General features: G+C 40.1%; 15 protein-coding genes and 1 pseudogene. 4 read left to right on the plus strand and 12 right to left on the minus strand.

All coding sequences use genetic code 11. The annotated features are described in order from the left end of the window. The first annotated feature begins 115 nt into the window (after window positions 1-115). A complete protein-coding gene (gene lipB, locus QUB80_RS24200; RefSeq protein ID WP_289792029.1) occupies window positions 116-784 on the plus strand; it encodes a lipoyl(octanoyl) transferase LipB in 669 nt (222 codons plus the stop codon). A 77-nt stretch (window positions 785-861) separates the two neighbouring features. On the opposite strand, the pseudogene QUB80_RS24205 reads toward lipB, so the two are convergent. The 5 genes and pseudogenes from QUB80_RS24205 to trxA all read right to left on the minus strand — a co-directional run. After that, window positions 862-957 (minus strand): annotated as a pseudogene (locus QUB80_RS24205) (nitroreductase family protein); the annotation flags it as partial. 286 nt (window positions 958-1243) lie between these two features. Further along, window positions 1244-2344, minus strand: a complete 1101-nt coding sequence (locus QUB80_RS24210) for an alkene reductase (protein WP_289792030.1) — start codon at window positions 2342-2344, stop codon at window positions 1244-1246. Window positions 2345-2523: 179 nt separating this feature from the next. Continuing rightward, window positions 2524-3225 (minus strand): glutathione binding-like protein, encoded by a 702-nt coding sequence (locus QUB80_RS24215; protein ID WP_289792031.1) that lies wholly within the window; start codon window positions 3223-3225, stop codon window positions 2524-2526. Between the two features lie 44 nt (window positions 3226-3269). Next, window positions 3270-3398, minus strand: a complete 129-nt coding sequence (locus QUB80_RS24220; protein WP_289792032.1) for an SDR family oxidoreductase — start codon at window positions 3396-3398, stop codon at window positions 3270-3272. Between the two features lie 368 nt (window positions 3399-3766). Further along, window positions 3767-4093: a thioredoxin gene (trxA, locus tag QUB80_RS24225; protein ID WP_289792033.1), complete on the minus strand. Its 327-nt coding sequence runs from the start codon at window positions 4091-4093 to the stop codon at window positions 3767-3769. Window positions 4094-4170: 77 nt separating this feature from the next. Between trxA and QUB80_RS24230 the strand changes: the two genes are divergently transcribed. Next, complete coding sequence (locus QUB80_RS24230) at window positions 4171-4509, plus strand: ArsR/SmtB family transcription factor (RefSeq protein ID WP_289792034.1); 339 nt, start codon at window positions 4171-4173, stop codon at window positions 4507-4509. Window positions 4510-4578: 69 nt separating this feature from the next. After that, window positions 4579-4746 (plus strand): hypothetical protein, encoded by a 168-nt coding sequence (locus QUB80_RS24235; RefSeq protein ID WP_289792035.1) that lies wholly within the window; start codon window positions 4579-4581, stop codon window positions 4744-4746. Here QUB80_RS24235 and QUB80_RS24240 read toward each other — a convergent pair. Continuing rightward, window positions 4735-5211, minus strand: coding sequence for a GNAT family N-acetyltransferase (locus QUB80_RS24240; RefSeq protein WP_289792036.1), 477 nt, complete (start codon window positions 5209-5211; stop codon window positions 4735-4737). The genes QUB80_RS24235 and QUB80_RS24240 overlap by 12 nt on opposite strands. A 129-nt stretch (window positions 5212-5340) precedes the next feature. Between QUB80_RS24240 and QUB80_RS24245 the strand changes: the two genes are divergently transcribed. Further along, window positions 5341-6963 carry an MFS transporter gene (locus QUB80_RS24245; protein ID WP_289792037.1) on the plus strand — a complete coding sequence of 541 codons (1623 nt, stop codon included), beginning with the start codon at window positions 5341-5343 and terminating at the stop codon, window positions 6961-6963. Window positions 6964-6991: 28 nt separating this feature from the next. Here QUB80_RS24245 and QUB80_RS24250 read toward each other — a convergent pair whose 3' ends face one another. The 6 genes from QUB80_RS24250 to QUB80_RS24275 form a co-directional block, all read right to left on the minus strand. Then, a complete protein-coding gene (locus tag QUB80_RS24250) occupies window positions 6992-7597 on the minus strand; it encodes a hypothetical protein (RefSeq protein WP_289792038.1) in 606 nt (201 codons plus the stop codon). 146 nt (window positions 7598-7743) lie between these two features. Further along, window positions 7744-8796 carry an AI-2E family transporter gene (locus QUB80_RS24255; protein ID WP_289792039.1) on the minus strand — a complete coding sequence of 351 codons (1053 nt, stop codon included), beginning with the start codon at window positions 8794-8796 and terminating at the stop codon, window positions 7744-7746. Window positions 8797-8839: 43 nt separating this feature from the next. Further along, window positions 8840-9997 carry an ABC transporter permease DevC gene (gene devC / locus QUB80_RS24260; RefSeq protein WP_289792040.1) on the minus strand — a complete coding sequence of 386 codons (1158 nt, stop codon included), beginning with the start codon at window positions 9995-9997 and terminating at the stop codon, window positions 8840-8842. 28 nt (window positions 9998-10025) lie between these two features. Further along, window positions 10026-11207 carry an ABC exporter membrane fusion protein gene (locus QUB80_RS24265; protein ID WP_289792041.1) on the minus strand — a complete coding sequence of 394 codons (1182 nt, stop codon included), beginning with the start codon at window positions 11205-11207 and terminating at the stop codon, window positions 10026-10028. 20 nt (window positions 11208-11227) lie between these two features. Next, the gene (locus QUB80_RS24270; protein WP_289792042.1) at window positions 11228-11866 is read right to left on the minus strand and encodes a hypothetical protein; all 639 of its coding nucleotides are present in this window, start codon (window positions 11864-11866) and stop codon (window positions 11228-11230) included. Window positions 11867-12455: 589 nt separating this feature from the next. Beyond that, the gene (locus QUB80_RS24275) at window positions 12456-14180 is read right to left on the minus strand and encodes an alpha/beta hydrolase (protein WP_289792043.1); all 1725 of its coding nucleotides are present in this window, start codon (window positions 14178-14180) and stop codon (window positions 12456-12458) included. Window positions 14181-14217: the final 37 nt, after the last annotated feature.

The raw sequence follows: 14217 nt of genomic DNA on the forward strand, positions 1-14217 counted from the left end.
TACAAAACTGCTTCCCTTTACTTTCCTTTAAAATCCTTTGCATAGCTTGAGGTTTTTTGCCGAAAATTATGTAATTTCTAATACCCATATTTTGACACATCAGTTATTTTTTGCAATGTTCCGTAGTAATCCTTCATACTCTCATCGATGTTTGTTATACAACCAAGGCTTAACACCTTACATAGATGCTTTGAATTGGCAGCGATCGCTTGTTGCCGAACGTATCAAAGACAAGAGCTTAGATGATGTGTTCATGTTGCTGGAACATCCTCCCGTCTACACTTTAGGACAAGGAGCAAATTCTGAATTTCTTAAATTTGACATTAACCACAACAATTATGAAGTACACAAAATTGAGCGAGGTGGTGAAGTCACTTACCATTGTCCCGGTCAGTTGGTGGGGTATCCAATTTTAAATCTACAACGTTATTACAAAGACCTCCATTGGTATTTACGACAGCTAGAGCAAGTAATAATTAATACTTTACATATTTATGGTTTACGAGGAGAGCGCATATCTGGTTTGACTGGCGTTTGGGTGGAAGAACGTAAAGTAGCAGCGATTGGTATTAAAGTTAGTCGCTGGATTACCATGCATGGATTTTCATTCAATGTTTGCCCTGATATGACAGGCTTTGAAAGAATAGTTCCCTGTGGGATATCGGATAAGTCTGTAGCTAGTTTGACTGAGTGGATTCCAGATATCACTTGCGATGAAGTACGTGCAACGATAGTACAGTCTTTTGCAGAAGTATTTGATACAGAATTAGTTGAGCCGCAGTAATTAAGACACGGGGACAAGGAGTTGAGGGAGTTGAGGAAGTAATAAAAGTAAATTCTTCTCCATCTTCCCTATCTTACGACGGTTAGCTCTAGCAAATGCCGGAGCAATTCTGGAGGGATGGGATCTGTCTTGAAATATTTGATAGAACGACGCTGCAAGACGGCGCTTGGCACATTTAAAGGTTGGGTTTATAAGTTCAGTTCCTGAGTAATTGGATTCATGCAATTCCCCTGTTGTTTAATTGAAAAGGTAGAAGGCAGATGGCAGATGATTTTTTACAGAAGGGGATTCTAACCCCTCTAGGAAGCAGCCACTGAACAGGAGTTTAGTGGGGGTTCTAGACTGTTCCTCCGATCAAACTTCTCTCTGCCTCTTGTACTCTGCCTTTCTCGATGAATCTGGGAAGAGAGTACACATGAATACTTTTACCCTTCCCAGGTAGATAGTCAAGCTGTTTGGTTAGCGCAGTTGCTGTAGTTCGAGTGTTGGGTAATCGGTATAGCCCTTCTCTGTTCCACCATAAAAAGTTGATGGATCGGGTTCATTCAGAGGTGCATTTAGAGCAAAGCGCCGGGGTAAATCTGGATTGGCTATAAACAGTCTGCCAAATGCGACTAAATCCGCTTCTTTTGTTGCCAGGACGCTATTACCTTTTTCTAAGGTATAGTCTCCATTAACCATCAATGTGCCTTTGTAGCGTTCTCGGATGTGACTGGTAGGTACGACTGTTCCGCCATATCTAATATCTGCCTCCGTTGCTTCATAAATATGCAAATATGCTAAATCAAACTGATTTAGTGCTTGTGCTGCATAACCAAATGTTGCTAGTGGATTGGAGTCAGACATATCATTGAAGGTTCCACTAGGAGAAAGACGTACTCCTACCCGCTTTGCACCCCAGACACTAGTTACTGCTTCTGTTATTTCCAATAGGAATCTGGCACGATTTTCTAGTGAACCACCGTATATATCTGTACGCTGATTTGTACCATCGCGGAGAAATTGATCAATTAAGTAACCGTTAGCACCATGAATTTCTACGCCATCAAATCCGGCGACTAAGGCATTTTCTGCACCCTGACGATATTGTTCCACAATTTCTGCAATTTCTTCGGTTTCTAATGCACGAGGTGTGACAAAGGGTTTCATTCCCTCAAATGTAGAAGCTTGTCCTTTGGCTGGAATAGCAGAAGGTGCTACAGGTAAGGCTCCGTCTGGTTGCAAATCCGGGTGAGAAATGCGCCCTACGTGCCACAGTTGCAGGTAAATTCTTCCTCCCTGCTGATGCACAGCATCAGTGACTAGCTTCCATCCTGCTATTTGTTCGGGCGAATGAATACCTGGTGTAAAAGGATATCCTTGTCCTTGAGGTGAAACTTGAGTTGCTTCAGAAATAATTAGTCCTGCGGATGCACGTTGAGCGTAGTATTCTGCATTGAGTTCGTGGGGTACATTACCTTCACCTGCACGGTTGCGGGTAAGCGGAGCCATAACAATGCGGTTGTTTAGTTCGATGTCGCCAAGTTGGTAAGGAGTGAATAAATTAATGTCAGTGTTCATAGTTGATTGCCAAAAAATTGACTTTTTACTTTGTTTAGATGAAAGTGAGTACTTGCAATATTGAGCAGGTTATATGAGTTCGTAGTAAGGACTTTAGTCCTTAACTCCCAGAGCGCTAAAACGCTTACTACAAACACCTCAAAACTTACGCGATAGACTACTATCCCCAATCGCCTTTATTAACGTTTCACTGTATTCGCCGATTGGTTAAACAACAATTCTCGTGACTTGTCGGGATCGAGTGCCTGATTTTTGAATGCTTCTGCTTTTTCATAGGCGCGAATTGTTGCCGGACGTGCTTTAATTGCCTCAAACCAGCGCTTGAGGTTCGGAAAATCCTCTAAATTTTGCCCTTGGCGCTCATAAGGTACAATCCAGGGATAAGCTGCGATATCGGCAATTGAATAATTATTACCAGCCACAAATTCGCGATCGCTCAGTCGTTTGTTCAGTACAGCGTACAATCGCCCTGTCTCGTTCACATAGCGGTTGATGGCATAAGGGATTTTTTCAGGCGCATATTGACTGAAGTGGTGGTTCTGACCCGCCATTGGCCCTAAGCCTCCCATTTGCCAGAATAACCATTGGAGGACTTCTGTACGTTCTCGCGTGTTGCTTGGAATTAGCTTGCCAGTTTTTTCTGCTAAGTACAGCAAAATTGCACCAGACTCGAAGACTGAAATGGGTTCGCCACCATCAGTCGGTTCTTTGTCAATAATTGCAGGGATGCGATTGTTGGGTGAAATCTTGAGAAATTCTGGTTTAAATTGATCGCCTGCGCCAATATTTACGGGAATAATGGTGTAGGGAAGTTCGGCTTCCTCAAGGAATATTGTAATTTTGTGACCGTTAGGCGTTGTCCAGTAGTAGAGTTCTATCATGGATTTTTCTCCTGGTTTTTTAAAAAAATTACAATTACTCTGGGCTAAACTATTGAGCGCACAACACCACCATCTGCCCGCAAAGCTGCACCGTTAGTGGCTGAAGCTAAAGGGCTGCACAGGTAAACTACCATCGCTGCAACTTTTGCGGTGGTTGCAAAACGTTTAAGCAAGGAAGTTGAGCGTTTCTAGTGCTAAAGAAGAAGAACATAGAGCAACAAGGGTAAATTTGACTGGTTAGTTCATGCTTTACACTTGCTGCTTTTCTGTTAAAAATTCAGTAGGGCGGGTAAGTAATATACCCAACCTTAGTTTCAAACTAGGTAGTCATGTGAGACATCACATAACAAGGGTAGGAAAACTTTCTTTCCTACCTACGGAAGCCGCTTTGCGTCTACTGCCTCCTGCCTCTTTGCAGTCGCACTCGACGCGCTTAACCCGACGCCAGGTGCTACAACGCGCTTAACCCGCAAGGGCGCACTGGCTCCGCAAGGGCGCACTGGCTCCGCGAACGCGCTGCTCTGTGCCTTCTGCCTTATTCTCAAGACAGATGCTGTGATAGAGTTTTAGCTAAGGTTGTTTTTGGTACTGCACCTACAACCGTATCAACTTGCCGCCCGCCTTTAAACACCATGAGTGTGGGAATGCTACGAATCCCGTAATGACTGGCAACAGTGGGGTTTTGATCTGTGTTTAGTTTCACCACTTTTACCTGTCCTACGTACTCGGCAGCCACCTCATCCACCACTGGTGCCACCATACGACAAGGGCCACACCACGGCGCCCAAAAGTCTACTAATACCGGAACTTCACTTTCGAGGACTTCTTGCTTGAACGTGGCTTCTGTCACATTCGTAACGGATGACATATTTGCCCTCCCTTTATTCGTTATTTCGATATAATCGAATAATTAAAATATAATCTACTTTATGAGATAATGCAAGTATGAGATTCTTATATCACCCAGATCGAAAAAATATTTCTTTGACAGGGGTATTGTATGCCTTAGGCGATCCTGTGCGACTAGAAATTGTTCGGCAGTTGGCGACTAAGGGAGAGCAGTGCTGTGCCGATTTTGATTTTGCGATCGCCAAGTCTACCATGTCCAATCACTTTAAGATTTTAAGAGAGTCGGGCGTAGTCTGGACGCGCAAAGAAGGAACACAACATATAAATTCTTTAAGGCGGGAAGATTTAGAGGTATTGTTTCCAGGGCTATTGGATGTAGTTTTGCGATCGGCACAACCATTGATGAGTCAACAGTCAACAGTTATTAGTCATTAGTTATTAGTTAACACCAAAAACTAACCACTAACTACTGTACGGGAGGCAGCGCGTTGCGGAGCCAGTGCGTTGCGGAGCCAGCGCGTTGCGCGGGTTAAGCGCGTTGTAGCGACTGGCGTCACCTGGCGTCGGGTTAAGCGCGTCGAGTGCGACTGCCATGCGGGTTTTGTTGATTATATTTGGGTGAAAACCGACAATTTATCTTTTAAACCCGTCTCTACTATCCTAAATATCTAACCGCATTTCATTATTTGGCAAAAAACCAAGGCGCTCGTAGACTGGTTTACCTGATGGTGAGGCGTGGAGGATTGCTCGCGTACAAGCGATCGCTTTGAGATACTCAATTGCCATACTTGTAAGCTGCGTGGCAATTCCCCGACTACGGTAAGGTGGTTCAACATAAACACCCCAAATATAACCATATTTGCGGTAATCTTCTGTAAATGGCATAGGATAAAGACCAGCAAACAGCTGACAACTAGCAGAGCCGACTACTTTACCATCAATCTCTACAACAAATGCTTTGTAGTATAAATCTTGACGAGCTTTGCTGATAAATTCAAGAATCACCTCAAGCCAGTCAGAGCGGATAGATTCATCTGAAACGTTATTGTCTCGCCACAACTGATAAAAGTGTTGAGCAATCAGAGAATCTTCTTGGCAAGTGGCTTCCCGGAAACTAATATTTGGAAATACTGACATTAATTTAAAACACACGGAGTTGCTTTCCGTTCTATTATTTTTATATTCTCAAAAAGTATATATTTTTTCTCCTACCCTCTAGGGCAGTCACAAGTCACTGTCTTTACCACCCCTCTTTCTCCTTCTTTTATGACCGCACCAGCAGTATCTACATCAATGTGGAGTCCCCTGCGGCAGCCAGTATTTCGCGCTTTGTGGTTTGCATCGGCGGTATCAACTATTGGTACTTGGATGCATGATGTTGGGGCAGCTTGGTTAATGACTACTTTGGCTCCTGACTCACCTTTTTTGGTAGCGCTGATGCAGGCGGCTGCAAGCTTGCCCTTTTTTTTATTAGCATTACCAGCTGGCGCGATCGCCGATGTGGTTGATCGTCGCAAGCTACTGCTGTGGACACAAACTTGGATGTTGGCAGTAGCAATAGTACTAGGATTATTAACTCTGGCAAATATCATCAATCCTTCGATACTCTTAGCGTTGACTTTTGCTTTGAGTATTGGCAGCTCCATCAATATGCCCGTGTGGCAAGCCATTACTCCAGAATTAGTAGCAATAGAGGATTTGCCGCAAGCGATAACTCTCAGTGGTATAGTAATCAATTTATCGCGCTCAATTGGCCCGGCTTTGGCAGGTATAATCATTGCCGCCGTTGGTACTGGAGCCGTTTTTCTGCTTAATGCTGCTTCTTTTGTCGGAGTAATATTGGTAATATATCGCTGGCAGCGCACTCCTCAAAGGAGTGCCTTACCTGCGGAGCGATTTTTAGGAGCTATGCAAGCTGGAATTCGTTACGTGCGTTACGCTCCACCATTACAAACTGTATTAATTCGTACATCCGCCTATATTTTCTTTGCCAGTGCCTTGTTTGCCCTCCTACCACTACTGGGACGACAAGAATTACAGCTAGATGCATTGGGGTATGGAATTATACTTACTTTTTGGGGCATCGGTGGCTTGAGCGGAGCTTTTATTTTACCTAAGTTGAGACAACGGCTTTCTATAGACCAGCTAGTTGCTTTATCATCTTTGCTGATGGGAGTGATGATGCTAGTGCTTGCCTACCTCCGTAATCTTCCCTTGGTATGTGCCTTGATGATATTAGTAGGAATTTCTTCCCTCAGTGTGATGGTGAGCTTGGGTGTAGCAGCACAAACATCCGTTCCCACATGGGTAAGGGCAAGGGCTTTAGCAGTGCAATTGTTGGTGTTTCAAGGATGCTTGACTTTGGGTAGTTTGTTATGGGGTACAGTTGCCCAAAATACAAGTATCTCAATTGCCCTTGACAGCGCTGGTGTAGGTTTGATTGTTGCTGTTATGTTGACGGTGCGTTATCGCCTTCGTTGTGCCGAAAAATTGGATTTGCGTTCATCCTTGCACTGGGATCAACCAGCGATCGCTTTTGAACCTTGCCCAAATGACGGCCCGGTTTTAATTGTCTTAGAGTATCGTATTGATCCAGTCAACGCCAACGAGTTTACTAAAGTTATGAAGGCACTCAGCAATATTAGGCGACGGGATGGCGCAATTTGTTGGGGCTTGTATCAAGATTTATCCGATCCTGGTCGATTTGTAGAAACTGCGGTGGTAGAATCTTGGGCTGAACACAAGCGACAATTTGAGCGAGTAACTCATGCAGATAAAATGATAGAGGAAAGCGCTCGTGCTTTTCACATCGGCGATGAACCACCAAAAGTTTCTCAGATGATTTACGCCAATTACACAGATAGTAAGGGTTTGAGGCAACCGTGCTAAAGTTACGCTATATACATATGTGGTTTCGTTAAATCAACTGCAAAGAATCAAACCAAGTAAAGTGCAGATGTCCAATCATCAGAAAATCGATCAGAATGTGCATGGCAATAATTGCTACAACAGCTCGATATCTCCATGCTAACCACATCCAAATTAGGGACATAGTAGTCAGTGCTGAAATCATGACAACAGTTGCAGGTTGATGCAAGGGAAGGACTTTTGTCCAAAACAAAGCATGGATTAATCCAGAAAAAATAAAATAACTAATATATCCAAAAAGAAAAATTAATTTATGATTTTTTGAGACTATAATATGTCCGAGATAACAACCTAATAAAAACCAAAAAATAAACATAAATTGTTCTAAAACACCATTCATAACTGAAAATAATAGGAGATCTGAAATTTCATAAGTTCCTATTTCGTACTTGCGTGTAAATAAAATGTAGACACTAGACGCCATAAATGTTGTTATCCATCCCAGAATTAAGAAAGTTGTATAACCTTTGTCTAGATAGAATGATTTTGAGTAGGGACTTAGCAATTTATCAACAAAATTTCTATTTGCAACTATTAAAATAGTAGCGAGCAAACATAATAACCAGTAAATCCAAATGCTTGTTTCAATAGCCATTTTTCATCCTTTGAACTATGCTTAAGTTTGGCTTTTCAGTATTTACGGTATTCCGATTTAATTCATGCACTGAATCATGATAAAAAGAAAAAAAAGAAACTGATTTATTAAAATAAAAGAGAGATTATATAGATAAAAGCTATTAATCACAAATCTTTGTTTATCAACTCTTGTGATTTTTCTGATAAAGAGTTCTGTGTTTCTAGTGCATCTGCTCTTAACCACGCAGCAATCATTCCAGCTATGGGAATCGACAGGAATACACCTAGTAAACCAGCAATTCGCTCGCCAATAAAAAGAGCAAAAAAGAGTAGAACTGGGCTAATTTCTAAAGCGTTTCCCATAACTTTAGGACTCACAAAGTTATCTTGAATTTGCTGAAGAATTATGCAAGCTATCACAACCTTGAGAGCTAATACCCAGCCTTGAGATGCCAAAATCAATAAAGTAATTATCAAAACTGCAAGTGTTGCTCCAATTCCAGGAATGGCATCTAAAATACCGACAATAATTGCTAAGAACAATGCATAGTTTACTCCTAAAATTGAAAAGATGAGGAAACTTGTAGTAGACAAAAATAGCATTAATAATAATTGTCCTCGGAGAAATCCCAAAAAACTCCTCTGAAAAGTATTAGCAAACCGATCGCGTGAAGGAGTAGGTATCAAATTTAAAAAAGCAAACCAAAGTTTTTCGCCATCGATTAACATATAAAGACTAATAACGGCAAGGAATACGAATGTAAACACACTCGAAAAGACATTCTGAGCGATTCCTATGCCTGACATCAAGCTAGTTTGCAAGGTTTGCAAAATTCTTTCAATACTCAGATTGCCTAGAAATTCTTGAAGTGGTAGTAAGTTTTGGGTGTTCAGTGCTTGGGTGATGCGAGCGACTAATCCTTGCCCTTGAGTCATCACTTGTAATCCCAAAGCTGTGACTAAGGTAAGGAGAATAACTATAGTACCTAAAAAAGCGATCGCAATTGCTAATCCTCTGGGTACATAGCGAGATAACCACTGAACAGGATAATTTAGCAAGGCTGCAACAATAGCAGCAGTAGTAAAGATAGCAATAACGTTATAAAAATAACTAATCAGTATAACAAATGCCCAACCACAGGCGAATAACAATAACAAACGTAGTAGAGTAGAGTTATTTAATTTTTGCCAGAGGTTTGGTTTGGGAGATTGGCTCATGTCAGTTAAAGCCTTATACCAATTTTGGATTTGGATTTTAAAATTAGAATATTTCAGCTGGATCGGCAGACTTAATTTTACTCATAGCGATCGCACCAGAAATTGTACACATTAAAACAGTCAAAACAAAAACAGCGATCGCACGGCTGATTGGCATAAATAAAGGTAAATTAGTCGCATTTCTAGTTAATGTATATAGATAGAAAGAAATAGCACATCCAGGTATATAACCTAGAATTGCTAAAATTAATGCTTCTTGAAAAACAACACTCAATAAGTATATATCTCGGAATCCCATTGCTTTTAAGGTTGCATATTCTGGTAAGTGTTCTGTAACATCACTATAAAGAATTTGATAAACGATAACTGTACCAACAACAAATCCTAAAAGTGTACCGAGACTAAAAATAAAGCCAATAGCTGTATTTTTAGCCCAATAATTTTTTTCAAATTCTATAAATTCTTGCATCGTCAGTACTTTTACATCATTAGGTAAAATATTTTGTAGAGCTACAGCCATTGATTTTGGTTCGTAGCCTGGTTGGAGTGTAATTAAACCTACATTAACTTCAGATACTTTCCTTCTTGTAGAAAATAAACGTAGAAAGTTCTGATCGCTGGTAATTAAATGACCTTCAGCAGCAAAAGAAAATCCAATATTAAATGAGCCATTAATTGCTATTTTACGCTTTTCAATTTCAATAAAAACAATTTTACCTTGTACAATCTTATTAATAATTTCTTGTGAAACTCCTCGCGTTCCTCTATCAAGTAACATGGTGTCACTCAATCTGACAATATCTAATTTTTGACTCACTTCAGGTAATTTAAAAACAGATTTTTCTGGATTAAATCCTATAGTTAATATTGTATTAAACTGATGAGTATGAGGATTTTTCCATTTAGCAAAATCTAGATACAATGCATCAGCTGACATTATCCCTTTAAAGTTCATGGTTTGATATAAACGACGACGAGGAAAGGATGACATATTAATCATGCTACGAGTATTAGGACTGATTAGAACTATGTCTCCTTGCAGGCTACGTTGCAGCCTCGTATTGCTATCATAAAGTGCAGATTGAAAACCTAATTGAATAAATATGAGAATATCTGCAAAAGTAATTCCCGCCATTGCAACTAAAAGGCGATTTTTTTCTCGACTAAGTTGTAACCAAGCTAGTGGGATTCTCCTTTTCATATTTTAATTTTGCTTAAATTGCGTTATATTACTGCTGAATTAATGTCTTTACTTGTAAGTTGGTTAAACCCGCAACTTTTTGACTACTGACTCTATCTAAAGCAATTTTGACTTCCACAACCCTAGCATCTATACTTGCTGTTGGATCAGTGTCGAAAATATCTTTTTTACCAATTTGTAAACCAAATTCTTCTACAATACCGTTTAATTTCCCAACAAAAACATCACTAGTGATAATACTTTTTTGACCAACACGAACTTTACTAATATCTGTTTCATAAACTTCAGCTACAACATACATTTTATTTGTTTGACCAAGTTCAGCAATTCCTTCTTTACTTACAATTTCTCCAGCATAAGTGTGTATTTTTAAAATTTGTCCATTTTGAGTAGCTCTTACATATGCTAAATTCAAGTTTGCCTGTGCTTGTTTTACTACTGCCTCAGCGCTACGAACTTCTGCTTCGGCTACTTGCACATCAACTGTACGAACTTCTTTGATGCTAGTTAAAGTAGATTTTGCTTCGTTTAATTGCTCCTGTTGGGCTTTTTTGATTCTTTGCAAATTTGCTTTAGCTGCATTTATTTGTTGAGTAACAGTTTTTATAATTAAATGCTTACTATCAAGATTAGAGTCGGAAATAGCACCATTTTTGTACAGAAATTGATAGCGTTTATATTCTTTTTGAGCATTGGCTAACTCGGCTTGCCAACGTGCTATCTCTGCTTGAGTTGCAATAATTTGTCCTCTTTGTTCTGCTTCTATGCGGGTAATATTTGCCTTTTGAGCATTAATGTCTCCTGCTTTTGCTCCAGCTTTAACCTGAGCCAGACGAGCTTTTGCAATTTTTACGTCTTCTTTGGCTTTTTCTAAAGTTGCAAGTAGGCGATCGCGATTATCTAAAATAGCAATAATTTGACCGACTTTTACTTTGTCTCCTTGTTTAACTAACAACTGCTCTACTCGATTACCCTCTATAGAATTAGGTGCAGAAAGTTTAATTACCTCTCCCTTTGGCTCTAAACGCCCTAATGCAGCCACACCGATAAATTCAGGAACTTTAGCTACGGATGTTTTTGGATGACTTTGGTGAGTAGAAGCAAAGCGCAAGACTGTATAAGTAATCGTTCCACTAGTTGTTAAAATTGCAACTATACCGAGAGTTGTCAGCCATCCAACTACAGATTTATTAATTTTGGGAATTTGCATAAGAGTAGTCTGGGTAAATTTCAGTACAGTATTAACTCTGTTGCCAGCAATCCCAACATAAATAGAAAATCACTTGCCGAACTAACCACAACACCAAAAGTATTTTTAGGTAGAGCATTACAACAAAGCATTACCACTGTTCCTACAAACATCCACGGGCATTGTATTTCTTGCCAAATGCAAAATCCTGCCACAGCTACCAGGATTGCAGTCAAGATGGTTAGAATTGGCACCCCATAAATTTGAGGCCTGTAACGCAGAGTACCAGCAATATTTACTGGTATCAATTCCTGTTGACGAATCTCATTGAGCAAACCTAAGGTAATTATGCCAATAGTAAGTGTCCAGCAACCTTTGGCAACAATAGGGTGATTTGCCCAAGTTACGCCAGCATCACAAGCTTGTTTGAATGCGTTCACCACCAAAAGAGGCACAAATAAATTGTGAAATATAAAACGAAAGCGATTCAGTAATTTCAGCAAACCTCCTTCTGTAATCAAAGAACCTACCGAAACGATAAGATTGTCGTAAGTCATTCCAGCTAATACAAAAATCAGCATAATTGTGCTAACTTTATGTCCTTGCTGAAACAAGCTAATTGCCCAAATTGACAACACTAAACTTACTAATGTATAAATTGGATACAAAAAAGCTGCCATAAATTTATTCACACAATACTAAGCTTTATGGACTTAATCATCTAATTGCATATTTAGAGTTTTAGAAATGCTTACTTCAACTAGACGTTGAATTTTTTTAGTCAAAACTGTAAGCCTAGCCCTGATGAATGTATAAAAAATATATTTACGTAGGGAACTTGGGAATTTAACAAGTATGGGCTTTTCTGTTGACAGTCAAAAATATACCATTGACAAATTTAACAAAATACCGTCAATTTACGTAACTTATTAGTATCACAATAAGCAAAGTATAGAATGTTAATACTTACTATTTTCTAAAGTACGATTGATATGGCGATCGCTTCAGAAATAACAAGTATCAGCCTTTGGCACAAAGTATTTATACTTTCCCAGCCAATGTTTATTTATAGATATGTGCGGTCACGTTACAGTTAATACACAAGATTTTTGTGTTAGTAAAAAATCAACATAAATGCACACATAAGTAGTTGTGCAAAATAAATTATCTATTTAGGCAAGGGAACGGGGAACAGTAAAGGAATACAGCGATTTCAGTCGTGTTTTTCTCTTTCCCAGGTTAAAGCCTGATGAAGAGGAAGCAAAGCCATCACTTTTTGGGTGCGAATACCTCAACTGGAGCAGGAAAAAATTCTAAGGGTGGCGAATTTCCATAGGCTTGTTTAAGTTGGGTGGGTGTTAGCGATCGCACTAACTGAAGCTGAATTGGCTCTTGGGTGATTGAGTTTACATAGGATGCTCTTAAATACCTTTGATATTCAAGGCGATTACCAATATATATCTGCATAAAAGCTAAACTTAATGCCTGGATATATTCCCGTGTTAAGTTTGGATTAGGGCCAGCAAACAAGATATCTCTGGATGTTTGGGGGAGATTGGGGTTGCTTCCATCTCCTTGATCTGCGGCGGTATGCCCTGCATTAACCATCAAAGCTAGATATTTTTCAGGAGTTTTCAGCCACAAGAAAGGATGAATTTGTTCTGGTACGGGAGCTGTGAGAATATCATTAGTAGCACTCATGAGCATAGTTGGTATCTCAATTTCGCTCATCCCTTCTGGGCCGAAAACTATACTAGTCAGAGGATTAATGGAAATTACTGCTCGAATGCGAGGATCACCCAAACGGCGATCTATTGCAGGCAATTGTTGACTTAGGCACTGTAAATAAGTAGAGAGATTGTTACGCGTGCGATCAACAGCACAATCGTGATCAACTCGCCTCATATTGAGCCTTGCTCCTGCCACTGCTAAAGCAGTGTAGCCACCAAAAGAATGTCCAATCATGCCTACATTTTGCAGGTTAAGACGTCCTTTCAGATTCGGATCTGAATGAGATAGCCATTCTAGTTCATCAAGTGTTTGGTGAATATCTTTGGGGCGCTCAACAAAGTCTGTTGGGTAAACATTAGTGTTAATTAAACCAGCAAACAATGCTTCTTTAATCGCTTTGCCACTGCCAATATGTTCTGGTATAGCAACTGCAAAGCCATGAGTAGCTAGATGCTCACCTAAATAAGCAAATCCACTGGGTGTAGATCCCATGCCGTGGGAAATTACCACAACTGGAGCGGGTTGAGGCGAACTTTCAGGAATGTATAAATTTACTTTAAACTTACGGGTAAACCGATTTCCTTTTAGCGTTGGCATAGAACGCTGTAATTCCAGTGTGCGTCTAGCGACTTGGAATTTTCCTGATTTTCGTGGATCGGGTAACAGCGAAAAATTTATTTTAGATTCGGCAGCAGTTTCAACTTTAGCTTGTGAAGCGATCGCCCCAATGGCTGCATTTTTATAGTTGATTAGCATTAATAATACATTTTGCAATTTTTGGATATTTGCAACATCAATGCGAATACCTCGTGCAGGGTAGTTTCGCATCACATCGATTAATGTGTAACTATTTGATTTGCTAGCAGACAAAATCCAGGCGGCGCGAATTGCATGAAAACCATTTATACCAGACTCCGTTTGCACATAACGACCTATTCGTTGCAGAAAATCCTCTGACATGGGAGCATAGGTGAGTTGAGAAACGGTTGTCACTGGCAGCTCACTGCGGATCTGCAACATTCGACGCAATCGAGCCATTGCTTGATCACCTGCAAATCGAGCGTAAAACTTTAGCTCGTTGTCTACTTTACCAGTCTCAGCAAAAGTTCTCAGAGAATCTACTGTCAAAGAAAGCTTGAGTGGCCCATAAATAATGTATACTTGCTCGGCACCAAAAGCTGGTTTTGGCTTCAGTGTGATTGAAAGTATCCCCAAGCTCATGCAGCAGAGGATTGAGAAGCAGTGAACTGCTGAGTTTCTCATGTCTTGAATAAATATTTAAACCTGGGCGTGAAGTCGC

It is taken from the genome of Chlorogloeopsis sp. ULAP01 (assembly GCF_030381805.1).
Classification (GTDB): Bacteria; Cyanobacteriota; Cyanobacteriia; order Cyanobacteriales; family Nostocaceae; genus Chlorogloeopsis.